Genomic DNA, 23742 nt, shown 5'->3' on the forward strand with positions numbered 1-23742 from the left:
CGAGTGCGAGAGTTCCGGTCCGGGTGGCACGAGGTCTGCGTGACTGAGCAATTCCCCTTCCTGTGGCCGCACGAGCCCGCCACCCTGGACTACCACGCAGCCGAGGCCGGCTCCTGGTGCCAGGCGGTGGACGTCCTCGGCCTCGGCGTACGCGAACACGTCCTCGATCGCCCTCGATGGTGTGCAGCCGGATCCCGGGCTGGTCGGGCACGGCGAACCCGCGCGCCGCCTACGCCTGCCGCCGCTCCCACTGCTCCTTCGTGATCTCGTACCGCACACCCCCGAGCTCGGAACCCTCGACCGCCATCATGAAGTCCGGCGTGGGGATGTTCTCCGCGAGCGTCATCCCGAGCTTCTCCATGACGTTACGCGAAGGGCGGTTCACGGTCATCGTCTCGGCCCAGACCATGCGGATGCCGAGCTCGGCGAACCCCTTCGCCAGCAGCGCCTGCGAGACTTCGGTGGCGTAGCCCCGGCCCCAGGCCGCCTGGCGCAGGCGATAGCCGAGTTCGGCCTCCTCACGCGGGCCGCTGCGCCGCGGACGCAGGCAGAACCAGCCGACGAACGCGCCGCCGTCCTTCTCGTGCGCGGCGAACAGGCCGAGGTCATGATTCCAGCGTTCGTAGCCGGCGAGGATGCTGGGGATGGCGAGGTCGCGGACCTCCTCCGGCGGGGTCGGAGCGCCGCCGTTCAGGTAGCGCATCACCGCCGGGTCGCTGTCCAGCTCGATCAGCAGGTCCGCGTCGGCGGCGGCGAAGGGGCGGAGGGTCAGGCGCTCGGACTCGAGGTAGGTGGTCACGTGAGGATCTTGGCCGAGACGGGTCGGACGGTCCAGGGAGTTTTCGTCCCGGGGTTTGGAGGTCAGGTTCCGCGCCAGATCGGCGTGCCGGCCACGGCGGCCCTGCTGTCCGTCGTCGAGGTGAGGCACGGGCCTGCCCGAACGTGATCACGAGGTCCCGGGGCCCGCTTCCGGCCCCGGGACGGGATATCCGATCTGCGTCAGATCATCGTCGAGATCGGCGAGGTCGACATCCGGGTTCAGCGCGGATACGACGCTCTGGGTGAGAGGCTGCAGCGCATAGACGTGACGAACGGCCTCGATGTCCACCGCGACCTCGTAGTACTCCTCTGCGAACTGTTGATACGCCTCGGGACGGCCATCGGTCAGAACGTCGAACAACCATTCCGCGCTGCCGCCGTCCTCCACCCCCGCCGGCAGGGCCTCGATGGCCCCGGCCCTCCACGCGGAGCCTGCCTGTTCACGCCAGAAGCACACGGTTGCCCGCGGTGTCCCGTCCTCTTCGCTGAACGCAGGCTCCGCAACGTGGTGGAGAAATGCCGCCGGCACCCCGTCGAACAACCCGGGCCACGGGACCGGGGGCGTGACCCGATACGGACTCATCGGCGACTCATGATCGAAGCCACGGGCATACGCGCCCGCCGGCGAGAAGACGATCGAGTAGTCATTGCCGCACCCGTCACGCATCGAGGCCATCTCCTCGGTCGGCGACCACCGGGAGTCGAACGAGTAGAACCGGGACCCCCAGTCCGGGCTCAGGATGGCGTCCAGGACGGCCATGGCGCGGGAGCGATCCCGAACGGTAGAGATCTCCGGCAGCTGACGGGTTACTTCATAGACGGACACGTGCCTTATCCAAGCCGATCCCGCTGACAGAACCCACACCGCCCACGTGACATCGCCGCCCGCTCCGAAGCCATGGTCGTGGCGATGACCAACCTCATGACCCGCCGACTCACCAGCGAAGCCACCCCCACCTGGCAGGGAACCTGACCTCAGAACTCAGGGACGAAGCGCCCGGTCAGCGGGGCTCGCTCAGCAGGTCGGCCCGGCTCGCGAGTGTTCGGGCGGGATGTGCCCGCTCCGGCTGCGTCCGCTCGTAGGCGTGGCCCACCCGCAGCAGGGTCCGCTCGCCGAGGGGGTGTCCGAGCAGTTGCAGGCCGATGGGCAGGCCCGCCGTGTCGTGGCCGACCGGGACGGACAGGGCGGGCACCCCGGTGATGTTCGCCGGGGCGGAGAGGCGGACGTAGGCGTCGGAGACGCCCTCGACCGTGCCGTCGGGCCAGGTGACGGTGGCCTGGCCGACCCGGGCCGCGGTCATCGGGACGGTCGGGGCGGCGATCACGTCGACCTCCTCCAGGACGCGGGCCCACTCGTCGCGCATCAGGGTCCGGGCGCGTTGGGCGCGCAGGTAGTCGCCGGCGCCGAGCAGCTCGCCGGCCTCCAGCAGGACCCGCACGTCCGCCCCGTACAGCTCGGGGACGGTGCGCAGGGTGCGCGCGTGGTACGCGGTGGCCTCCGGCACCATCAGGCCCCACTGGGTGGCCTGGAGGTAGCGGGTCAGCGGGATGTCGACCTCGACGAGCCGGGCGCCGAGCTCCGCCAGGTGGCCGACGGCCCGGTGGACGGCATCCGCCACCTCCGGGTCGACGTGGTCGAAGTAGTGGTTGGTCGGCACGCCGACGCGCACGCCCGTCAGGTCCGCGGCCCGCCCCGGGTCCCGCTGCGGCCGGTGGTCGACGGCGGGGGTGTCCAGCGAGGCGGGGTCGCGCGGGTCGTGCCCGGCGAGGGCGGTCAGGACGAGGGCGGCGTCCTCGACGGTGCGGGTGATCGGCCCGACGTGGTCGAGGGACCAGGACAGCGAGGTGACGCCGTGTCGGGGGACCAGGCCGTACGTCGGCTTGAGGCCGACCACGCCGTTGAGCGCGGCGGGCACCCGGATCGAGCCGCCGGTGTCGGTGCCGAGCGCGAAGGTCGCCGCCCCGGCCGCCACCGCGACGGCGGACCCGCCGCTGGAGCCGCCGGCGACCCGGGAGGCGTCCCAGGCGTTGCCGGTCTGCGGGGTGGTCAGGCCGTAGGCGAACTCGTGGGTGTGGGTCTTGCCGACCAGGACGGCGCCGGCGGCCCGCAGCCGGGCGGTGACCGTGCTGTCGGCGCTCGCGCGGTGCTCGGCCCGGACCCGGGAGCTGGCCGTGGTCGGCAGGCCGGCGACGTCGATCAGGTCCTTGAGGCCGACCGGGACGCCGTGCAGCGGCCCCCGGTGGTGGCCCCGGGCGATCTCCCGCTCGGCCTCGCGCGCCGCGGCGCGGGCCTGCTCCCCGGTGACCGTGACATAGGCCCCGACCTGCGGCTCCACCCGCTCGATGCGGTCGAGGACGGAGTCGACCAGTTCGACGGGGGACAGTCGCCGCTCCCGGATCTGCTCGGCGGCCTCGGCGAGGGTCAGCTCATACGGCTGCATCGTTCTTCTCCTTCTTCTCCTGCTCCGGCTCCTGCTCCGGCTCCTGGTGGCCCGCGTGCTCCTGCGTCGCGCGGTAGGCGCTGCCGGGCGGGGTGTCCCCGAAGTCCAGTTCGCGCAGGACGGCGACGACGGAGCGGATGTGTTCGGCGGTGGCCGCGACCTCGGTGTGGCGGTCGTCGGGCAGCGGGAGTCCGGCCAGGGCGGCCCAGCGGGCGGCCTCGGGCGGGGTGAGGGCGGGCGAGGACATGGAGGATCCCTCTTCCGGTCGGGCGGGAACGGCGGAGCGCCCCGCCGAGAAGCTAAAAGCTAACGGCTTGCTTTAGTGCGACTGTAGGTTCTATCGTCACTTAACGCAAACACATTGCTTTTACGGGAGGGAGTCCCATGTCCGGCCTTCTGTCAGGCCCCCTGTACAGCCGTCTGACCGGCCGTCTGTCCGGCCCCGTGGCGCGCGCCTCCGCCCACCGGAGGAACCGCGCGGCGACCTTCGCCCTCGACGCGTCGGTCCTGGCGGCCCTGCTGGCCGCATCCAGCGCCCCGACCCCGCTGTACCCCGTCTACCAGGACCGCTGGGGCCTCTCCGCGCTCGCCGTCACGGTCGTGTTCGCCGCGTACTCCCTGGCCCTGCTGTCGGCCCTGCTCACCACCGGCGCGCTCTCCGACCACCTGGGACGGCGCCCCGTACTGGCCGGCGCACTCCTCGCGGAGGCCGCCTCGATGCTGCTCCTGGCCTCGGCGGACGGCGCCGCCTCCCTGACTGCGGCCCGCCTCCTGCAAGGAGCGGCGACCGGCGTGGCCACCAGCGCCGCCGGCGCGGCCCTCCTCGACCTGGCCGACCCCCGGCACCCCGGACGCTCCGCCCTGACCAACACCATCGCCCCGGTCGCCGGCATGGCGGCGGGCGTCCTCGGCTCCACCCTCCTCGTCCGCTTCGCCCCGGCCCCCACCACCACCGTCTACCTGCTGCTGGCGGCACTCTTCGCGGCCCAGGCGATCGCCGTCGCCTTCACCGCCGAGACGGCCCGCCGCCAGCCGGGCGCACTGCGGTCGCTGCGCCCGCGACTCGCCCTCCCGCCCGCGGCGCGCCGCACCCTGCTGACCACCGGCACCGCCGTCGTCGCCGTCTGGGCCCTGGGCGGCTTCTACTCCTCCCTCGGTCCGGGCCTGGTGCGCCTGGCCGCCCCCGAGGCCCCGCAGGCAGCCCGCGGCATGGTCTTCTTCACCCTCAGCGCCACCGCGACCCTCACCGTGTGGGCCCTGCGCCGCGCCGACCCCCGCACCGCCGTCACCCTCGGCTGCCTGGCCGTCCTGCCGGCCGCGCCCCTCGCCCTGGCCGGACTGCACGGCGCCGGAGCCCCCGCCGTCCACGGCGGCGCGGCCCTGGCCGGCGCGGCCTTCGGTGCCGTCTCCCAGGGGACCCTGCGCCTGCTCCTCGCCCCGCTCGCCGAACGGGACCGCGCCGCGACCCTCGCCGCGTACTACGTCCTCAGCTACCTCTCCATGAGCCTGCCCGCCATCGCCGCGGGCGCCGCCACCCGGCAGTACGGGCTCGGGACCACCTCCCACGCCTACGCCGCCGTCGCCGCCCTGCTCGCCGTGGCGGCCCTCGCGGCCCTCGCCGGGTCACGGCGCCGGGCGGCCGCGGCCCACCCCGACCGCTGACGAACACCCACCGACGTACAGCCCACCGAAGAACAAAGGAACGACAGACCGTGCAGACCCCCTCCGCCACCCCCGCCCCCTCCTGGACCGTCGGCGACCTCACCGTCCACCGCATCGACGAAGTCCCGCTGCCGCCGGCCACCGGGCCGTGGCTGCTGCCCGACGCCACCCCCGAGGTGGTGGCCGGTCACGACTGGCTGCGCCCCGACTTCGCCGGCCAGGACGGCGTCCTCCACCTCGACAGCCACAGCTTCGCGTTCGTCGTGGACGGGCTGCGGGTGCTGGTCGACACCGGCATCGGCAACGGCAAGCAGCGCGCCAACCCGGCCTGGCACGACCTGCGCACCGACTACCTGGAGCGCCTCACCGCGGCCGGGTTCGCGCCGGAGAGCGTGGACCTGGTGGTCCTCACCCACCTGCACGCCGACCACGTCGGCTGGAACACCCGGTGGGAGGACGGCGCGTGGGTGCCGACCTTCCCCGCCGCCCGCTACCTCACCGCCCGCGCCGAGCGGGAGTTCTGGGCCGGGTACGACATGGACGAGGCCCGTGCGCAGATGTTCCGCGACTCGGTCCTCCCGGTCGAGCGGGCCGGACAGCTCGACCTGGTCGACGTCCCGGCCGAGGGCGTGCAGATCGTCCCGGGCCTGAGGCTGATCCCCACCCCCGGCCACACCCCCGGGCACATCGCCGTCGAACTGGCCGACCGCGGCGAGACCGCGCTGATCACCGGCGACTGCGTGCACCACCCGGTGCAGCTCGCCCACCCCGCGATCGGCGCCTGCGTCGACATCGAGCCCGAGCGCTCCGAGGCCACCCGCCGCGCCCTGCTCGCCTCCCTGGCCGGCACCGACGCCCTGCTGCTGGGCACCCACTTCGCCCCGCCCACCGCCGGCCGGGTCGTCGCCCACGGCGACGCCTACCGCCTCCGGCCCGTCCCCGCGGCCTGACCGGTCCCGCGACCTGACCGGTCCCGCGACCTGACCGGTCCCGGCGGCCCGACCGGGCCCGCGCTGTGCCGCTGCCGCTCGGCAGTCAGATGACTTAACAGGCCCCCGGGCCCGGAGGTCAGGCTGAATCGGCAGGGTTTCGGCGAAAGGGCGGTCAGGTGGGCTCGCAGGTGACGACCGCGTCGGTTCCGGAGGACGCGACGGCGACGCTCTGGAGCGCGGAGCTGTCACGGACACTGGTGCCGGTCGAGGTGGTCCCGCTCGCCGGGCGGCCGCTCGCGGGCCGGCTCGCGTCGCACCGGCTCGGGTACGTCCGGATCTCGACGCTGGAGGCCGACGCGGCACGGGTCTCCCGGACGGCGGCGCTGATCGCACGGGCCCCGCTGACGGAGCCGCAGGTGGGGGTCGGGGTGCAGGTGTCGGGTCGGGCCGTGCTGGAGCAGGACGGGCGGCGGGCGGCGGTGTCGGCGGGCGGGTTCGTGCTGTACGACACGGCGCGGCCGTACTCGGTCGACTACCCGGAGGGTTTCCACACCCATCTCTTCCACCTGCCGCGCCGGTTGCTGGGCGTGCCGGAGCACGAGCTGCGGCAGGTGGCGGGTACGGCCGTCACTCCGGCCGAGGGGTACGGTTCCGTGCTGGTGCCCTTCCTCAACGCCCTTGCCGCGTTCGCGCACTCCTATCCGGCCCCGGTCGGTGACCGGCTGCCCGGCAGTGTCGCCGACATGCTGAGCACGCTCGTCGCCCAGCTGGCCGCCGTGCGCACAGCCGAGGCGCCCGGCGCTCCGAACGAGCACCTGGTGCGCCGGGTACGGGAGCACATCGACCGGAACCTGGCCGACACGGAACTGTCGCCCGAGACGATCGCACGGGCCCACCACATCTCCGTGCGGTACCTGCACCGGCTGTTCGAGGGCGAGGGCGTGACGGTGAGCCGGCTCATCCAGCGGCGCCGGCTGGACGCGTGCGCCCGGGAGCTCGGCCGCCGGGGTCGCACCGCGCCGACGGTGTCGGCGGTCGCCCAACGGTGGGGCTTCGTCAACCCGGCGCATTTCAGCCGGGCCTTCCGGGCCGCCTACGGCGTCTCACCGCGTGAGTGGCGCGCGCTCCGGACCGCCGACACCGGCTGACGAACTGCCCGGCGCGGCCGGGATCCGTGCACGGACAGGCCACTACGGCCGCCGTTGCGGTCGTACGGTCGGGCGGCGTGCGCGTGGCGCGGGGCGGCGCGGCCGGGCACCTCGCCCGGCGGCCACCAGGTGCCCGGCACGCGACCCCGTGCCCGTCCGATCACGCCAGGAGCGACGAGTTGTCCGACACCACCCCCGCGCACCTCCGCCGACCGGTGCTCGACCGGGCGCTCCAGGAGTTCCTGGACACCTCCGCCGCAGCGGCGGCGGCGACGGAGCTCCCGGACCTCTCCCTCCTGGACCCGGACGAGGCGCGGGACGGCGGGGAGTCGACAGGCGGGGAGCCGGACGATCCGTACGGCACCACCACGGAATGGCTCGCCCTGCCCTGCGGACCCACCGGGCGGGTGCACGTCCAGGTGACCAGACCCGCCGGTGCCCCCGAGCCGAGCCCCGTCGTGCTGTTCCTGCCCGGCCTCGGCTGGTCGCTCGGCGATGCCGTTGTCTACGGTCGGCTGATCCGGGAGTTCGCGCTGGGAACCGACGCCGCCGTGGTGTACGTGGACTACGCCCGGGCACCCGGGGCTCGTTACCCGGTGGCCGTCGAGCAGTGCTACGCCGTGGCCCGTTGGATCCACGCGCACGGCCGTGAGGCCGGCCTGGCGGGAGACCGGATCGCCGCCGTCGGCGACTCCGCGGGGGGCAACCTGGTGGCGGCACTGACGCTGCTCGCCCGGCAGCGCGGGGACGTCCGGCTGGTGCACCAGGTACTGCTGTGCCCGGTGACCGCCGCGGACTTCGACACCCCGTCCTACCGCCGGTTCGCGACGGGGTACTTCCTGCACCGTGACCACATGCGCCGGTTCTGGGACGACTACCTGCCCGAGGTGGACCGACGGCGGGAGGCCACGGCCGCGCCGCTGCGGGCCACCCTGGACCAGCTCGCCGGGCTTCCCCCGGCGCTCGTGGTCACCGCCGAGGCCGACGTGCTGCGGGACGAGGGCGAGGCCTACGCGGCCAGGCTCCGTTCGGCGGGCGTCCCGGTGGTGGCGACGCGCTACCAGGGGGCCGTGCACGGCTTCCTCCTCCTCGACGGGCGCCATCCCACCAGCACCGCCCGGGCCGCGCTGATCCAGGCCGTCGACACCGTGCACGTGGCATTGCACCGCCGTTCCTGAGGCCGGTGCTCCTGGTGAGGCCGGTGCGACGCCGGGGCGGTGATGCGCGGAGAGTCAACAGCGGATACGCGCAGAGCGCACCACGCCGTGTTGCGGCGGCTAACGTCGGCGTCCGCCGCCGGGCCGCCCGGACCGCCCCGCCGCGAGTTCGGCCGCGAGGCGGGGCCAGCACTGTCGGCTCCGACGGCCGATCGATCCGGGAGGAACCCCGTGCCCACCGAACTCTCCACCACGTCCCTGTCCGCCGCCGACCGCGCGGAGTGCTGGCACGAGGCGGTGTCCCGTGCCTTCGTGCCGATGGCGGTGAACCTGCTGGAGGAGGAGCCGTCACCCGGAAAGATCGTCAGCCGCCAGCTCGGCCCGGTGCGGATCTCCCGTGTCCAGGCGGGGCCGCAGGTGGTGTCGCGCGGCAGGCACCTGATCGCCAAGGACGACCGGCGGTCACTCATCGTCAGCCTCCAGGAGCGGGGCAGCGCGATCAAGGAGCAGGACGGCCGGGAGGCGCTGATCAGGCCGGGCGAGTTCTCCCTCACCGATTCGTCCCACCTGTTCCGCAAGAAGCTCGACGGGGGATTCGCCTTCACCTCCTTCCAGTTCCCCCGCGCCGACCTGGACGTGCCGGAGCAGGACCTGCGGGCACTCACCGCGACGGCCTTCACCGGCAACGAGGGCATCGCCGCGCTGGTGGCGACCTATCTCGCCCGGATGGCGCGCGAGGCAGGCGGGTTGGACGAAGCCGTCGGCCGCCGGGCGGCGGCCACCGCGCTCGACCTGGTGGCGCAGCTCGTCGACGAGCGGCTCGAACGCGCCCGAGCGCGGACCCCGCGGAACGCGGCGTCACTGGAGCGCGTCAAGGACCACATCGTGCGGAACCTCTACGACCCGGACCTGTCACCGGCCGGGATCGCGGCGGCGAACTTCATGTCGGTCCGCTTCCTCCACAAGCTGTTCCAGCCCGAGGGAGTCACCGTCGGCGGGTGGATCCGGACCCAGCGGCTGGAGCACTGCCGCCGGGACCTGTTGCGGCCGATGGCCGGGGAGTTGGGCGTGGCGGGCGTCGCGAGGCGCTGGGGCTTCGCCAACTCCAGCCATTTCAGCCGCGCCTTCCGTGCCGCGTACGGCATGACACCCCGCGACTGGCAGCTCGGCGGCGGGCCGGTCGCGCAGCGCCCCGCCGTTGGCGCCTGAGGGGGCGGCACCGGCCACGACCTCGGCCCCGGCGCGGCGAGGGGTGCGCGGACCGACAGGAGGGCGTGCGCGCTCAGGACAGGCGCCCCGCTTGCGCGTTCCTAGCCTGATGACCACCACCAGCAGCGCGCAACCGAGAGGGCCCAGGAACAGGGGCCCAGGAACAAGGACTCAGGAATGACGAATCACGACACCCCGACCGTCGTGCTGGTGCACGGCGCCTTCGCCGACGCCTCCAGTTACGCCCGGGTCGTCCCTGAACTGCTCGCCGACGGACTGGAGGTGGTGGCACCGGCCGTGCCCAACCGCAGCCTGCTCGGCGACGCCGCCTACATCGCGTCCGTGGTCCGGGGCATCCCCGGCCCCGTCGTGCTGGTCGGGCACTCCTACGGCGGCGCCGTGATCACCGTCGCCGGCGCCGAGGAGAACGTCAAGGCACTGGTGTACCTGGCCGGTTACGCACTCGAGGAGGGCGAGAGCCTGGGCGAGCTGCAGGGCCGCTTCCCCGACTCCGAGCTCGCCTCGGCGCTGGTGTACACGCCCTTCCCGCTGGAAGGTGCGGACGGCGAGGGCACCGACGTCTCGGTCGAGGTCGACCACTTTCCGGCGATCTTCGCCGCCGACGTCGACCCGGCACTCGCCCGGGTCCTCGCGGTCTCGCAACGCCCGCTCGCCGCCGCGGCCTTCGGCGAGGCCGCGCCGGTCGCCGCGTGGCGGAGCAAGCCGTCCTGGGGGCTCGTCTCCTCCGCCGACCGGACCATCAACCCCGAGGTCCAGCGGTTCTGCTACCGGCGGGCCGGGATGACCACCGTCGAGGTCGACTCCTCGCACCTGGTCATGCTCGCCCACCCCGAGCCGGTCGCCGACCTGATCCGCACCGCCGTCCGCTCCATCACCCACTGACCGGGAGAACCACTGTGACCAGCCAACCGCGCCTCCACCAGCACACCCCCGAGATCCAGACCTTCGGCACCGTCACCCAGCTGCCGATCGCGCTCTCCCACGACGCCCGGCTCTACTCGTGCCAGCGGCTCAACCGCGTCCTCACCGACACCCAGTTCCTGTACGCCCTGTACAAGAAGCACCACTGGGGCATGCGCGGCCCGACCTTCTACCAGCTGCACCTGCTCCTCGACAAGCACGCCCAGGAGCAGCTGGCCTTGGTCGACGAGCTCGCCGAGCGGGTGCAGAGCCTGGGCGGCGTCGCGGTGGGCGACCCCCGCCACGCCGCCGAGATCACCGGTGTACCGCGCCCGCCGGACGGCGTCGAGGACGCGCCGGCGATGCTCTCGCGGCTCCTCGACGCCCACGAGGCCATCCTCGCGGAGGCCCGCGACGCGGCCACCCGCACCGCGCGGCTCGGCGACGACGGCACCCAGGACCTCCTGGTCTCCCAGGTCATCCGCACCGGGGAGGCCCAGGTCTGGTTCCTCGCCGAGCACCTCGTCGTCACCCCCGGGCCCGGGGCGTGAGCAGCGGGCGGGGCCCCGCCCCCCCGACCGGCCCCCCCCCCCCCCCCCCCCCCCCCCCCCACGCCCGACCGTCCGGCCCCACTCAGCCGCGGTAGGCCTCCAGCAGGCGCAGCCAGACCTCGCTGATGGTCGGGTAGGCGGGGACCGCGTGCCAGAGCCGGTCGAGCGGCACCTCCCCGGCGACGGCGACGGTCGCCGAGTGGAGCAGTTCCGCGACCCCGGGGCCGACGAAGGTCGCCCCCACCACGGTCTCGCGGTCGAGGTCGACCACGACCCTGGCCTGCCCGCGGTACCCGTCGGCGTACAGCGCGGCCCCCGCGACGTCGCCGATCCGGTAGTCGACGGCCCGTACGCGCCGGCCGGCCGCGAGGGCCTCGGCGAGGGTGGGCCCGACCGAGGCGACCTCCGGGTCCGTGAAGACCACGTGGGGCACGGCGGCGTGGTCGGCGGTCGCGACGCTGCGCCCCCAGGGCAGCAGATCGAGCCCACGCCCGGCCGCCCGGTCGGCGATCACGGCGCCGAAGACCCGGCCCTGGTACTTGCCCTGATGGGTCAGCAGGGCGCGGTGGTTGACGTCGCCGGCCGCGTAGAGCCAGTCGCCGGTCACGCCCACGGCCAGTCCGGTGTCGTCCACCTCGATCCAGTCGCCGGGCTCCAGCCCGACCGTCTCCAGTCCCAGGTCGCCGGTCGCGGGCCGCCGCCCGGTGGCGAACAGCACCTCGTCGGCCCGCAGTTCACCGTGCTCGCCGAGGTCCAGGACGACCCCGCCGTCCCGGGCCAGGCCGGCCACCGACACCCCGAAGCGCAGCTCGACCCCGGACTCCCGGAGTGCCTCGGCCACCAGCCGGCCGGCGAAGGGCTCCAGTCGCGGGAGGAGGGCCCCGCCCCGGACCAGCAGTGTCACCCGGCTGCCCAGCGCACTCCAGGCCGTGGCCAGTTCCACGGCGACCGCGCCGCCGCCGACGACGGCCAGCCGGCCGGGGGCCTCAGGCGCGCTGGTCGCCTCGCGACTGGTCCACACACCCGTGTGCTCGATGCCCGGCAGGTCGGGCAGGGCGGCACCGGTGCCGGTGCAGACGGCCACGGCGTGACGTGCGGTCAGGGTGCGGCGGCCGGAGCCGGGGAGGTCGACCACCACGCGCCGCTCGCCGTCCAGCCGGCCGTGCCCGCGGACCAGGGTGATCCCGGCGGAGTCCAGCCAGGCCACCTGGCCGTCGTCCCGCCACAGCGAGGCGAAGTCGTCCCGGCGCCGCAGCACCGCGTCGGCGTCCGGCCCGCCGGTGACGGCGGCCCTCGCACCGGGCAGCCGCTGCGCCTCCCGCAGTGCGGCCGGCGGCCGGAGCAGTGCCTTGCTCGGCATGCACGCCCAGTACGAGCACTCGCCGCCCACGAGCTCGCGTTCGACGATCGCCACGCTCAGCCCGCCGGCCCGCGCGCGATCGGCGAGGTTCTCCCCGGTCGGACCGGCGCCCAGCACCACGAGGTCGAACTCGTCGGTTCCGTTCATCTCTTCGCCCGTTCCCTCACACCATCTGATGGTCATGCGCCGGAAGTCCTGTGGTGGGCAGGTCCGGTTCCTGGACGACGCTAGGCATCCCGACCGCGTCGGCGTGTTCTCTGCGTGCCCGGCACCGTCCCCAGCAGGCACGGAGTGTCCTCGGCGTTCCGTCGTGCCCGGCGGCACCATGGTTCGCAGATGTCCGATGGACACGCTGTGCGCTGCGAGGCAACCGACGATGCGCTGCGAAGGCATCGAGGGCGCCACGGGCCGCCTAGGTTCGCCGGGAGGCAGGCGTACCGGCCGCGGAGCGCCCCGTGCCCCTGCCTCCCCCGCACCCGCCCGTTCCGCGTACCCTCCGGAGACCTCATGGCCCCAGCGGCCGCCGTAGAACTGTCCAGGTGGCAGTTCGCCATCACGGCGATCTTCCACATGTCCTTCCCGGCCCTCACGGTCGGCCTCTCCGTGCTGCTCGCCGTCGTGCAGACCGCCTACGTGCGCACCGGCAACCCGCTCTACCAGCAGATCTTCCGCTTCTGGAAGAAGATCTTCGCGGTCGGCTTCGGCCTCGGTGTCGTCGCGGGCACCGTGATGACCTTCGAGTTCGGCCTCAACTGGGGCGTCTTCGCCCATGCCGTCGGACCGGTCATCGGGGTCACCATCGGCATGGAGGTCATCACGGCCTTCTTCCTGGAGGCCGGCTTCATCGGCGTGATGCTCTACGGCGAAGGCCGGGTCCGCCCCCGGACGATGGCGTTCGCCTCCTGGATGGTGGCCTTCGGCACCCTGCTGTCCACCACCTGGATCATGTCCGCCAACAGCTGGATGCAGGATCCGGTCGGGTACACCGAGACGGCCGGCCAGTTCCGTCCGAGCGACTGGACCGAGATCCTGCTCAACCCGGCCTTCACCTACCGCTTCCCGCACATGCTGCTGGCCGTGCTGATCAGCGCGAGCTGGTTCGTCGGCGGCATCTCCGCCTGGTACCTGGCCAAGCAGCGGCGGGCGGCCCTGCCGTTCGCGCGCCGCTGCCTGTCCATCGCGCTCGGCGTGCTCGCCGTCCTGATGCCGGTGCAGCTGTACATCGGCGACGCCACCGCCATCTTCATGGCGCAGCACCAGCCCGCGAAACTCCAGGCGTTCGAGGGGAACTGGCGCACCGACAACAACGGGTACAACCTGGTCGTCGTCCCCGACACCGACCGGGGCACCAACGACCTGCGCGTCACCGTCCCCCACCTGGGCGCGGTGATCGGCCACGACCTCACCGGGGAGGCCCCGGTACCCGGTCTGCTGGAGACCCCGCCCGACCAGCGGCCCAACATGTGGAGCGCCTTCTACGGCTTCCGCGCCATGTACTTCACCGCCCTGGCCATGTTCGCCACCGCCCTCGCGGGACTGGTGCTGCGCCTGCGCAGGCGGCTGTTCGACTCCCGCCGCTTCCTGCGCTGGATGGTCTGGATGACACCGGCCGGCGTCATCGCCATCACCGGCGGGTGGATCACCGCCGAGACCGGGCGGCAACCCTGGGTGGTCTACGGCAAGCTGCGCACCGCCGACGCGCTGTCGCACCTGACCACCGCGCAGGCCGCCACCACCCTGGCCGCCTTCGTGCTCCTCTACGCGGCCCTGCTGGCCGTCTGGATCCGCTACATCGTCCGCACGGTCAAGGCCGGCCCCGACCTGCCCGCGGACCCCGCCGCGGCGACCGCCCCCGGAACGGAGGCCCCCGTTGCTTGAGTACGCCACCTACGCGCTCGTCCTGCTCTCGCTCGGCATGTACGTCGTCCTGGACGGCTACGACCTGGGCGTCGGCATGCTCAGCCTGTTCGCCAAGGGGGAGGACCGGCGGGAGTACGGCGAACTGATCGCCACCGCCTGGGACGCCAACGAGAGCTGGCTCGTGCTGGCCGGCGTCGCCCTGTGGGCCGGGCTGCCCGGCGTGTACGCGACGGTGCTGCCCGGGGTCTACCTGCCGCTGATCGGCATGCTCCTGGCGATCATCCTGCGCGGCCTGGGCCTGGAGTTCCAGAGCGCCGCCGCCGGCTACCGGCGCGGCTGGGCCCTGCTCTTCGGCGCCTCCTCCCTCGCCGCGACCCTCTGCCAGGGCCTGGTGCTCGGTGGCGTGCTGACCGGACTGGAGCAACGGGACGGGTCGTTCAGCGGCGGCGCCTTCGACTGGCTGACCTCCTACAGCGTGCTGTGCGCACTCGGCCTGGTGGCGCTGTACCTGGTGGCCGGCGCCGCCTGGCTGCAGGACAAGACCGAGGGCACCGCCCGCGAGCGGGCGGGCCGGGCCGGGCGCCCGCTCCTGGCGGCCACCGCCGTGGCCGCGCTGGTCCTCGGGTTCGGCCTGGAGGCCGCCGATCCGCAGCAGTTCCGGTTCGACGAGCCGCTGCGCGCGGCGCTGTTCTGGACCGCCGTCGCCGCGGCGGCGGCCGCGGGCGCGGTGGCCTGGCACGGCTTCGGGCGGCGGCCGGACTGGCGGCCCTTCGCGGGTGTGGTCACGGCCCAGGCCTGCGGCCTGCTCGCCCTGGTGGCCGCGACCGCCCCGGTGATCGTCCCGCCCGGACTGACGCTCCACCAGGCGTCCAGCCCGGCCGACTCACAGGCCTTCCTCGTGGTCGGCGTGGGGCTCTGCATGCCGGTGGTGCTCGCCTACAACGCGTACGCCTGGTGGGCCTTCCGTGGCAAGTTCACGCAGACCCCGGAGGCGCCGCTCGCCCCGCTGCGGGTGCGGGCGGGAGGGCTCCGCTCGGTCCGGCCCGAGCCGGGCGGCGTCGTGGTCGTCCTCCGGCGGGTGCTGCTCACCGTGCTGGGCGTCGGGCTGGCGGCCGTGTCCCAGGACGTCTTCGGCGGGGTCGCCGACTGGATCGACCCCGTCGGCATCGCCCTGCTCTCGACGGCGGCCCTGGTCGCCTGGCTGTGGGGTGACCGGCGGGACCAGCGGGACGGGGTCTTCGACCTCGACCCCGTCGACCCGGCGGCTCCGGCAGGTCCGGGTGACCCGGACGCGACCCGGGCCGGCGCATGAGCGCCTCGGCCGCCCTGCTGACCGAGCTCGGTGACGAGCGCACGGGGAGCCGGGACGACGCGGTGTCGGCCCGCCTGCACGCGTGGTCCGGGCCCGGACGCGGGGAGCTGCGCCGGGCCGGACTGCTGCGCGGGCTGGCCCCGCTGGGCACCGTGCTCTGGGCGGCGGGCCTGGCCTGGGCCGCGCAGCGCGGGCTCACCGGCCGGCCCGGCGGGGGCGTCTTGGCGGAGGTCCTGGTCGGTGCCGGGCTCGTGCCGGCCGGCCTCGCGCTCCGGTCCGTACTGCTGTCCGCCGCCGACGCGGCCGCCGCCTGCGGCGCCCGCCGGGTGCGTACGGCCCTGCGCGAGCGGCTGCTCGCCGCGGCCCTGCCCGCGCACGGCCCCGCCCACCCCGGTGTCGACGACGCCGCCCTCGCCGAGTCCCTGACCGGCGAGGTCGCCCGGCTCACCGAATGGCTCACCGAGTACGTCCCGGCCCGGACCACGATGCTCCTGGGCAGCGGCCTGACCCTCGCCGCCATCGCGGTCCGCAGCTGGTTCGTGGCCCTGATCCTGGTCGCCGCCACCCCGTTGCTGCCCGCCAACCTGAAGGTCATCGGCCTGGGCACGCAGGCCGCCGTGCACGCGCAGCTCACGGCGGTGCGCCGCCACGGCGCACGCCTGCTCGACCAGCTGCGCGGCCTGCCCACCCTGATCGGACTGGGTGCCCGGGACGCCGCCGCGAGCGCGCTGCGCGAGGACGACGAGGAGCTGGCGCGCCGCACCCAGGCGGTGCTACGGGTCGCCTTCCTCTCCACCGCCTGGGTCGAACTGCTGATCACCGGCACCCTCGCCGTGGTCGCGACCTACTGCGGCCTGGCGCTCCTCGACTACCTCCAACTGCCGCTGGTACCAAGCAGGATGGATCTGGACACCGCGCTCTTCGTCCTGGTCCTCACCCCCGCCTACTTCGCCCCCGCCCGCGCCCTGGCGCACGGCTACCACGCCCGCGCCGAGGCCCGGGCCGCTGCGGAGCTGATCGACGGGGTCCTCGCCGGCGGCGCTGCGGATCCGGACCCGCCCGGGCCGGCCCGGCGCAGCGGAGGCGCCATCGGCGTACGACTGGACCGCGCGACGGTCCGTCACCCCGATCGTGAAGACCCGGCACTGGACGGCGTGAGCATCCACCTCGCCCCCGGCACCCTCGTCGCCGTCACCGGGCCCAGCGGCGCGGGCAAGTCGACCCTGCTCGCCGTCGCCGCGGGACTGGCCGAGCCCACCGCCGGGACCGTCGCCCACGAGTGGGAGGGCACGTTCCACCCGCCCTCACCCGCATCGGCCGCCTGGGTCGGCCAGCCCGCGCACCTGCTGCCCGGAACCGTCCGGGACAACCTGCTGCTCGCCCGGCCCGAGGCCACCGACGCGGAACTCGCCGACGCCTTCGACGCGCTCGGCTTCGGCGACCTGCTCGACGACCTGCCGGACGGACTCGACACCCCGCTCGGCGAGCGGGGCAGCGGGCTCTCCTCCGGCCAGTCCCAGCAGCTCTCCCTGGTACGGGCCCTGCTCCGGGACGCCCCGTTGCTCTGTCTCGACGAGCCCACCGCCCACCTCGACCCGGTGGCGGAGGCCCGCGTGCTGGCGGCCCTGCGCACGCTGACCCGCGGCCGGACCGTGCTGCTCGCCACCCACAGCCCCGCACTGCTCCCACTCGCGGACCGCACGATCCGCCTCGACCGGGGAAGGGCCCGATGAACGCCTGGAACCTGCTGCGCCGTGCGGTTCCCCGCCGCGACCTGGCCGTCGGCATCGCGCTGGCAGCGGCGGCCGAGGTGAGTGCGGCGGCGCTGCTGGGCCTGTCCGGCTGGTTCCTGACGACCTGTGCGCTGGTGACGCTGCTGGCCGACACCACCTGGTCGTGGATGTACCCGTCGGGGGGTGTTCGTGCCCTCGCCCTGCTGCGCACCTCGCTGCGCTACCTCGAACGGCTGGTCAGCCACCGGGTCGTCCTCGCCACGACCGTGACCCTGCGCGGCCGCCTGGTCCGTGGCGCGGGCGATCTGAGCACGCGCGACCTCCGGGCCCGACGCGACGGGGCGCTGCTCGCCCGCCTGACCACCGATGTGGAGGCGGTGGCCGGCCTGCCCGCCCAGGTCATCGCGCCACTCGCCGGCTGCGCCGTCACCGCGGTGCTGGTGGAGGCGCTGCTGCTGGGGGCGAGCCCGCTGCTCGGCGCGGCCGAGCTCGCGGTGTTCGCAGGCGGCGTCTGGTGGGCGGTCCGCACCGGCCGCCGGGCCCGACGCCACCTCGCGAGCGCCGCCGACGCCCGAACCGGCGCCCGGACGGACCTGATCGCCGCCCGGGGCGCCTTCAACGAACTGCGCTGCCTGGACGCGATGCCGCAGACCCGAGGTGTCGTCGCGACGGCGCTGGAGCGCGAGGAGGCGGCTGCCGCCGCCGCGGCGGCCGAGCAGCGAACGGGCCGGCTGGGCCTGCGGCTGTTCGCCGCCCTCGGCCAGGGCCTCGCCCTGCTGCTCGCACTGCGGGCAGGCGGCTGGTCGCAGCCGGTGGCCGACGTCGTCGGCGAGGTGCTGCTGCTCACGGCGGTGTGGGACCTGCTGGACCGCCTTCCGCAGCTGCTCCAGGAGCTGGCCGCCGCCCAGGACGCGGCCGAGCGCCTCGGCCCGCTCGCCGGGACCCCCGCCGACCGGCGGCAGCCCACGCCCACGTGGGGCACTCCGGTGCTCACCGTGGCGGACCTGCCCACCGCCGACGGCGGACGGCTGCTCTCGTTCGTCGTAGAAGCTCCCTGCCTGGTCGTCGTCACCGGTCCCAACGGCAGCGGGAAGTCCACGCTCCTCGGGCAGTTGGCCGGACGGCTGCCGACCGCCTCCGGCCGGGTGAGGCTGGGCGGTTCCCCCGTCGCGGAGCTGCCCGCCGAGGCCGTCGCCGATGTGCTCACCCTGGTCGAGGCCGACGACTGGCTCGCCGACACGACCGTCTCGGCCAACCTGTGCCTGGCCGCGCCCCGCACCGACCGAGGGCAACTGCACGCCGCCCTGGCGGCGGTGGGCCTCGACGGCCTGCGCCTGGACACCCCGGTCGGCCCCGGCGGCCGGGCCCTGTCCCAAGGGCAGCGGCGCCGCCTCACCGTCGCCCGCGCGATCCTGCGCCGGCCGCGCATCCTGCTGCTCGACGAACCCACCGCCGGACTCGACGGCCCGACCGCCCGGGCCCTGCTGCGCGAGCTGCGCCGCGCGCTGCCCGACTCGGCCCTGGTCCTCGCCGTGCAGGACCAGGACCTCGCACTGCTCCCGTGGCGTCCGGACGCCACCGTCGCCCTGGCCGGCGTGACGGCTCCTCAGCCGGTCTGAGGAGCCGACGGAATCCCGCGCGGACCCGGGGGCGTTCCGGATCGGGACGGGGAACAGGTCGGCCGGGGTCTCAGTCGATGTGCAGGGTGAGCTGGGCGGTGTGCAGCTGCCCGGCTGCCTGGAACTGGAGGAAGACCCGCCAGTTGCCCGGTTCGGGGAGCAGGGCGTGGAACGTGAGCGTCGGCCCGCCGTGGTCACCGTTGACCGCGTCGGCCGGGTGGAGGTGGGCCAGCGCCTGGTCGGCCTCGTGGAAGGCGCTGAGGTGGGCGTAGGCGTCCAGGTACGGCTGGAGGTCGGTGACCGGTCGGCCGTTCCGGCTGATGGTCGCCGTCAACTGGGTTGCGCCGGACATCGGTCGGGCGTGCAGGGAGACGGTGTAGCCGTCGACCGTGGTGGAGTCGCTCGGGGCGGGCAGGGGCACCGGGACGGCCGTGCCGGGCACCGTGACGGTGCGGCTGAGGACGAGCTCGGCGGCGTGGGCGCCGGTGTTCGGGATGAAGTCGGCGTACAGCCGCCAGCTGCCCGGGGTGAGGGCCGCGAGGTCGGCGGTCCAGGTGCCGTCCTCGGCCATCTCCGGGTGCAGGTGCTGGAAGCCGGTGAGGTCGCTGCGGATCGCGTAGAAGTGCAGCTTCTTGGTCTGGTGGACGGCGAAGTCGGTGACCGGGGCGCCGCCCGGGCCGGTGACGGTGAACCGGAAGGCCGTCGGCCGCCCGGCGGGCACGCCGCAGGTCGCGGTGGAGAGCCGGTAGCCGTCCTGCTCGGCGGCGAGACCGCGGGCGAGCACCGGGGAGGTGGCCGCCGCCGCAGCCGGCGGGGGAGCGGAGGGGACGGACGGGGCCGACGGAGCGGCCGGGGCGGACGCGGCCATCCCGAGCAGGAGCAGCACGGGCACGCAGGAGGCGAGCAGCCAGCCCCGGGAGAAAGGACGAGGAGGCGGAGCGGTCATGGGCAGGCCCTTCCGGTTGCGGGCGCGTCGGAGGTGGACGCCGTCCGGGACCGAGGGGATTCGGTCCCACTGCACAGGAGAACGGTGACGTCGCGCGCGATAACCGAAAGTCGGCGTCCGCCGCACCGCCCCGCGGCCACCGGGTGATCCCCCGTCCTCGCCCGACGAGAGCCCGGGCCGACGCGAACCGGTGAGCCGAGGGGACGGCGTCCGTTGGTGGACGGAGCGCTGGTGACTTTGCTTGTTTCATGGCCCTGACCAGGGCGGATCCGGTGGCGGGGGCCTGACAGGTTGTAGCATCGGGTGCTCGCCGGACGGGGTCGGGCGGACCTGAGGGGGGCGGGAGTGGCGGACGGTGGGCCGGGCGGGGCACTGATCGGGCGGCAGCGGGAGACGGAGGTGCTCACCGCTGCCCTGGTGCAGGCCGTCGACGGCCGGAGCGGTTCCACGGTGCTGCTGCGGGGCGAGGCGGGGGTCGGCAAGAGCACGCTGCTCGGCTGGGTCGAGCGGGCGGCGCGCGAGCGCGGGTTCACCGTGTTGCGGGCGGTCGGCGCGGAGGCGGAGACGGACCTCGCCTTCGGCGCTCTCCACCAGGTCTTCTGGCCGCTGCTGCGGCAGTCCGGCGCCCTGTCGGCGCACCAGCGCGAGGCGCTGGAGAGCGCGTTGGGCGTGCGGTCCGGCACGCCGACCGGTTTCGCGGTCGGCGCCGCCGCGCTGGCGCTGCTCGACGAGGCGGTGCGGACGGCCCCGGTGCTGCTCGTCCTGGACGACCTGCACTGGATCGACTCGTCGAGCGCGACGGTCTTCGCCTTCCTGCACCGGCGCAGCGCCGACCTGCCGTTGGTGATCGTCGGGGCCGGGCGGCCGGACGGCCCGTCCGCCCGGAACTGGTCGGCGGAGGTCCTCGACGTCCGGGCGCTGCCCCGGGACGACGCGGCGCTGCTGCTGGGTGCCCACCATCCCGAGCTGGCGGCGTCCACCCGGGAGCGGGTCCTGACGGAGGCGGCCGGCAACGCGCTGGCGCTGGTGGAGCTGCCGCGCCAGCTGGCGTCCGCACAGCAGCGGGGACTCGCGCCGCTGCCGGAACCGCTGCCGCTGGGGCGGAAGCTGGAGCGGCTGTTCACGGACCGGCTGGAGACGATGACGCCGGAGGTCGGACGCCTGCTGCTGCTGGGCGCGCTGGCCACCGGACCGGAGTTCGGCGGGGCCGCGTGGCTGCGCGCGGTCGCGGACGACGGCGCGCGGGAGACCCTGGCACGGATCGAGGCGGACGGTCTGGCCCGGCTCGACGAGACAGGGCAACTGGCCTTCCGGCACCCCCTGGTGCGTGCGGCGGTGGTCTCGGCGGCCTCCGACGCCGAGCGCCGGGCGGCCCACCGCACCCTCGCCGCGGTGCTCGCGCCCGACGACCCCCGGCGGCTGAGCCACGAGGCCTCGGCCGCCTGGCTCCCGGACGAGGACCTGGCGCGTCGCCTGGAACGGGCCGGGCGCGAGCTGGCCGGGCGCGGGGGCGACGCGGAGGGCGCGCTCCTGCTCGAACGCGGCGCCGGCCTCAGCCCCGGCTCCTGCGACCGCGCCCGCCGGCTCACCTGGGCCGCGGTGATGGCGGCCCGCGGTGGTCAACTGCGGCACGCCGCGGCCCTGGTGGAGGAGCTGCGGACCAGTACGGTGCCCCCGGACGTCGCCCCGCTGTTCGGGTACGCGGTGGTCTACGCCGACCAGAGCCACCACGTCGACTTCGAGTCCTCCGCCACGCTGCTGCCCGCGGCCCTCGACGCGTTGACCGAGCCGGGCGCCGACACCTTCGGCGGCCTCACGGAGCAGGTCTTCTTCAAGCTGCTGCTGGCCGCCGGCTACACCGACGACCCCCGGATCTGGCGGGCCCTGGAACGGCACCGGGACGGCGTCCCGGAGGTGGGGCGGCTCTGCCTGCGGGCCTGGACCGACCCGGGGCCGGACGCGGCCGCCGCCCTGCGGCGGGCGGCCGAGGCGATGACGGAGGAACAGGAGGCCGGTGCCGCCTGGCTCGTGCTGTGGACGGCGTCGGCGCTCGACTGCCCCGAGAGCGATCTCTGGCAGCGCGTCGCCGGGCTGCACGGCTACGCCACCCAGGGCTCGGTGGCGAAGGCCAAGGCCCACCAGGACTTCCTGCTCGGGCACTGGGACCAGGCCGCCGTCAGCCTGCGCGAGGCCGAGATCGCGGACGAACTGGGCTACCACACCAATGCGTTGATGTTCCGCCAGTACCATGCCCACTTCCTGGCCGGGCGCGGCGACGAGGCCGGGCTGAGGGCGGTCGACGAGGTCGTCCGGCCCGTCGCCACCCGGGCCCGGCTGCGGTACGTCCTCGACCGGCTGACCCACCTGCGCGGGCTGGCCGCGCTCGCCCACCGGCGCTACGAGGAGGCGTACGGGCACTTCTGCGGGCTCACTCCGCCCGGACTGCCGCCCGCGGGCCCGCCCTGGTACCACGCGCTGGTCCTCGACCTGGTGACGGCGGCCGTGCACACCGGACGGCGGGACGAGGCCCGGGCCCACCTGGCGGCGGCGCGCGCGGCCCGCTCCGCGGAGATCTCCGACCGGCACGCCTTCCTGTTCGCGGCCGCGGTCGCGCTGGCAGCCGAGGACGACGAGGCCGAGGAGGCCTACCGGGCCGCGTACGCCGTGCCGGGGGCGGAGCGTTGGGCGTTCGACCTCGCCCGGCTGCGGCTCGCCCACGGTTCGTGGCTCCGGCGGCGCCACCGGGCCGGGGCCCGGGGAGTGCTGCGGGTGGCGCAGCACGTGTTCCGGCGCCTCCGGGCCGACCCGTGGACGCGGTACTGCGAGGAGGAGCTCCGGGCCGCGGGAGACCAGGTGGCGCTGCCGCCGGGCGGCCCGGCCGCGGAGCCCGGCGGCCTCACCGGCCAGGAGCTGAGGATCGCCCGGCTGGCCGCGACCGGCCTGACCAACCGGGAGATCGGGCAGCAGCTCCAGCTGTCGCCTCGCACGGTCGGGGCGCACCTTTACAAGATCTTCCCGAAGCTCGGGATCACCTCGCGGGCCGCGCTCGCGCACGCCCTCGGCGGCGGCTGAGCCGCCTGCCGCAGCACGGCGGACGCGGCGGAACCGGCCCACCCCGTCGGGGTGGGCCGGTCACCGGGGAGGCGGGTCACCGGGCGGTGTGGATCTCCGCGAGGTAGCCGCCCGGGAACCGCACCATCGCGCTGTCCCGGCCGCCCGCCGTGACCGGCCCCCAGAGCACCGTGGCGCCGGCCGCCTTCGCCCGGTCCAGGGTGGCGCCGAGGTCGGCGACGCCGTAGCCGGTCAGCTCGCGGCCGAACGGGTGCGGCAGGTGGCCGTCCGTCACAGTGACCGCGGTGGTGCCGAAGCCGGAGGTGAGGCGCAGCAGCCGGTACGTCGTGCCGGGCAGGCCGATCGCGGCGCCGTCGGCCCGCCGGTCGTCGGAGGTGATCCGGCCGCCGGTGAAGGCGAGGTAGCTGTGCAGGAAGGAGCCGACCGCGTCGGGGGACAGGTAGAGCCGGTTCTCCGGCACGCTCGCCAGGTCCGGGTAGGACGGCGGGGTGGTGTGCACGTAGAGCTGGGCGCTGATGCCGCCGGGGAACTGGACGACGGCGTCCCGGCCGATCGGGTCGGCGAACGGGGCCACCGTCACCGACGCCCCCTCCGAGCGTGCGGCGGCGACGGCCCGGTCGAGGTCGGTGACCAGCCAGCCGGTCCGCTCGGTGCCGAACGGATACGGGACGGGCGTGGTGTAGTCGAACACCGAGAGCGTGCCGACGGGGGAGAGCACCAGCTCCGAGAGCGTACGGCTGGGGGTCGGCGTCACTTGGGTGGCGTTGGGGCCGATCGTGGTGCCGCCGAAGGTGGCGACCCAACTGGCCACGAAGGCCTGCTCGGTGCCCGGTTCGACGTAGACGTGGGTGGAGTCGTACTGCGGTCCGACGGCGAACTGCCGGTGCGTGCCGGGTGCGCGAGCCGCGTCGCCGTAGGCCGCCGAGGCGGTGGGAACGGCGGTCAGCGCGGTGATCGCCGCGGCCAGCGGGACCAGCCGGCGGGCGAAGCCCTTCATCAT

At 74.7% G+C, this 23742-nt stretch carries 19 protein-coding genes; 12 read left to right on the forward strand and 7 right to left on the reverse strand.

Translation table 11 applies throughout. The features are described from left to right. Positions 1-229: 229 nt before the first annotated feature. The 4 genes from ACFV8H_RS06340 to ACFV8H_RS06355 form a co-directional block, all read right to left on the reverse strand. Complete coding sequence (locus ACFV8H_RS06340) at positions 230-799, reverse strand: GNAT family N-acetyltransferase (protein ID WP_380396935.1); 570 nt, start codon at positions 797-799, stop codon at positions 230-232. 147 nt (positions 800-946) lie between these two features. Next, positions 947-1645: a hypothetical protein gene (locus ACFV8H_RS06345; RefSeq protein ID WP_380396937.1), complete on the reverse strand. Its 699-nt coding sequence runs from the start codon at positions 1643-1645 to the stop codon at positions 947-949. Positions 1646-1820: 175 nt separating this feature from the next. After that, entirely contained in the window at positions 1821-3260 is a 1440-nt protein-coding gene (locus ACFV8H_RS06350; protein WP_380396939.1) for an amidase, read from the reverse strand. Then, positions 3247-3507: a hypothetical protein gene (locus tag ACFV8H_RS06355; RefSeq protein ID WP_380396941.1), complete on the reverse strand. Its 261-nt coding sequence runs from the start codon at positions 3505-3507 to the stop codon at positions 3247-3249. Before ACFV8H_RS06355 ends, ACFV8H_RS06350 begins: the two co-directional genes overlap by 14 nt. 137 nt (positions 3508-3644) lie before the next feature. Between ACFV8H_RS06355 and ACFV8H_RS06360 the strand changes: the two genes are divergently transcribed. The 7 genes from ACFV8H_RS06360 (at position 3645) to ACFV8H_RS06390 (ending at position 10840) form a co-directional block, all read left to right on the forward strand. Then, a complete protein-coding gene (locus tag ACFV8H_RS06360) occupies positions 3645-4922 on the forward strand; it encodes an MFS transporter (RefSeq protein ID WP_380396943.1) in 1278 nt (425 codons plus the stop codon). A 50-nt stretch (positions 4923-4972) separates the two neighbouring features. Next, positions 4973-5872: an MBL fold metallo-hydrolase gene (locus tag ACFV8H_RS06365; RefSeq protein ID WP_380396945.1), complete on the forward strand. Its 900-nt coding sequence runs from the start codon at positions 4973-4975 to the stop codon at positions 5870-5872. 170 nt (positions 5873-6042) lie between these two features. Continuing rightward, on the forward strand, positions 6043-7002 hold the full coding sequence (locus ACFV8H_RS06370) for a helix-turn-helix domain-containing protein (RefSeq protein WP_380396946.1): 960 nt from the start codon (positions 6043-6045) through the stop codon (positions 7000-7002). Positions 7003-7181: 179 nt separating this feature from the next. Then, positions 7182-8180, forward strand: coding sequence for an alpha/beta hydrolase (locus ACFV8H_RS06375; RefSeq protein ID WP_380396948.1), 999 nt, complete (start codon positions 7182-7184; stop codon positions 8178-8180). Between the two features lie 210 nt (positions 8181-8390). Further along, on the forward strand, positions 8391-9368 hold the full coding sequence (locus ACFV8H_RS06380; RefSeq protein WP_380396950.1) for a helix-turn-helix domain-containing protein: 978 nt from the start codon (positions 8391-8393) through the stop codon (positions 9366-9368). 177 nt (positions 9369-9545) lie between these two features. Then, the gene (locus ACFV8H_RS06385; RefSeq protein ID WP_380396952.1) at positions 9546-10271 is read left to right on the forward strand and encodes an alpha/beta fold hydrolase; all 726 of its coding nucleotides are present in this window, start codon (positions 9546-9548) and stop codon (positions 10269-10271) included. Between the two features lie 14 nt (positions 10272-10285). Continuing rightward, entirely contained in the window at positions 10286-10840 is a 555-nt protein-coding gene (locus tag ACFV8H_RS06390) for a Dps family protein (RefSeq protein WP_380396954.1), read from the forward strand. 82 nt (positions 10841-10922) lie between these two features. Here ACFV8H_RS06390 and ACFV8H_RS06395 read toward each other — a convergent pair whose 3' ends face one another. Further along, on the reverse strand, positions 10923-12347 hold the full coding sequence (locus ACFV8H_RS06395) for a dihydrolipoyl dehydrogenase family protein (protein WP_380396956.1): 1425 nt from the start codon (positions 12345-12347) through the stop codon (positions 10923-10925). Between the two features lie 360 nt (positions 12348-12707). On the opposite strand from ACFV8H_RS06395, the gene ACFV8H_RS06400 reads away from it, so the two are divergent. The 4 genes from ACFV8H_RS06400 to ACFV8H_RS06415 are packed head-to-tail and all read left to right on the forward strand — an operon-like array spanning position 12708 to position 18724. Next, complete coding sequence (locus ACFV8H_RS06400; RefSeq protein ID WP_380396957.1) at positions 12708-14078, forward strand: cytochrome ubiquinol oxidase subunit I; 1371 nt, start codon at positions 12708-12710, stop codon at positions 14076-14078. Next, positions 14071-15372, forward strand: a complete 1302-nt coding sequence (locus ACFV8H_RS06405) for a cytochrome d ubiquinol oxidase subunit II (protein WP_380396959.1) — start codon at positions 14071-14073, stop codon at positions 15370-15372. Before ACFV8H_RS06400 ends, ACFV8H_RS06405 begins: the two co-directional genes overlap by 8 nt. Next, positions 15369-17105, forward strand: a complete 1737-nt coding sequence (locus ACFV8H_RS06410; RefSeq protein ID WP_380396961.1) for an ABC transporter ATP-binding protein/permease — start codon at positions 15369-15371, stop codon at positions 17103-17105. The genes ACFV8H_RS06405 and ACFV8H_RS06410 overlap by 4 nt, the downstream gene beginning before the upstream one ends. After that, positions 17102-18724, forward strand: a complete 1623-nt coding sequence (locus ACFV8H_RS06415; RefSeq protein WP_380396963.1) for an ATP-binding cassette domain-containing protein — start codon at positions 17102-17104, stop codon at positions 18722-18724. The genes ACFV8H_RS06410 and ACFV8H_RS06415 overlap by 4 nt, the downstream gene beginning before the upstream one ends. 70 nt (positions 18725-18794) lie before the next feature. Here the strand turns inward: ACFV8H_RS06415 and ACFV8H_RS06420 are convergent, their stop codons facing one another. Then, positions 18795-19670 (reverse strand): hypothetical protein, encoded by an 876-nt coding sequence (locus ACFV8H_RS06420; protein WP_380396965.1) that lies wholly within the window; start codon positions 19668-19670, stop codon positions 18795-18797. A gap of 345 nt (positions 19671-20015) precedes the next feature. Here ACFV8H_RS06420 and ACFV8H_RS06425 point away from each other — a divergent pair, with 345 nt between their 5' ends. After that, the gene (locus ACFV8H_RS06425; RefSeq protein ID WP_380396966.1) at positions 20016-22742 is read left to right on the forward strand and encodes a BREX system ATP-binding domain-containing protein; all 2727 of its coding nucleotides are present in this window, start codon (positions 20016-20018) and stop codon (positions 22740-22742) included. 76 nt (positions 22743-22818) lie between these two features. Here ACFV8H_RS06425 and ACFV8H_RS06430 read toward each other — a convergent pair whose 3' ends face one another. Further along, positions 22819-23742, reverse strand: coding sequence for a VOC family protein (locus tag ACFV8H_RS06430; protein WP_380396968.1), 924 nt, complete (start codon positions 23740-23742; stop codon positions 22819-22821).

It is taken from the genome of Kitasatospora sp. NPDC059827 (assembly GCF_042731675.1).
Taxonomy (GTDB): Bacteria; Actinomycetota; Actinomycetes; order Streptomycetales; family Streptomycetaceae; genus Kitasatospora.

Bases quoted from the DNA above. Each gene is read 5' to 3' on its own strand.
- ACFV8H_RS06350 (WP_380396939.1), bottom strand. From the start codon at position 3,260: ATGCAGCCGTATGAGCTGACCCTCGCCGAGGCCGCCGAGCAGATCCGG.
- ACFV8H_RS06355 (WP_380396941.1), bottom strand. From the start codon at position 3,507: ATGTCCTCGCCCGCCCTCACCCCGCCCGAGGCCGCCCGCTGGGCCGCC.
- ACFV8H_RS06360 (WP_380396943.1), top strand. From the start codon at position 3,645: ATGTCCGGCCTTCTGTCAGGCCCCCTGTACAGCCGTCTGACCGGCCGT.
- ACFV8H_RS06385 (WP_380396952.1), top strand. From the start codon at position 9,546: ATGACGAATCACGACACCCCGACCGTCGTGCTGGTGCACGGCGCCTTC.
- ACFV8H_RS06395 (WP_380396956.1), bottom strand. From the start codon at position 12,347: ATGAACGGAACCGACGAGTTCGACCTCGTGGTGCTGGGCGCCGGTCCG.
- ACFV8H_RS06400 (WP_380396957.1), top strand. From the start codon at position 12,708: ATGGCCCCAGCGGCCGCCGTAGAACTGTCCAGGTGGCAGTTCGCCATC.
- ACFV8H_RS06410 (WP_380396961.1), top strand. From the start codon at position 15,369: ATGAGCGCCTCGGCCGCCCTGCTGACCGAGCTCGGTGACGAGCGCACG.
- ACFV8H_RS06415 (WP_380396963.1), top strand. From the start codon at position 17,102: ATGAACGCCTGGAACCTGCTGCGCCGTGCGGTTCCCCGCCGCGACCTG.
- ACFV8H_RS06420 (WP_380396965.1), bottom strand. From the start codon at position 19,670: ATGACCGCTCCGCCTCCTCGTCCTTTCTCCCGGGGCTGGCTGCTCGCC.
- ACFV8H_RS06430 (WP_380396968.1), bottom strand. From the start codon at position 23,742: ATGATGAAGGGCTTCGCCCGCCGGCTGGTCCCGCTGGCCGCGGCGATC.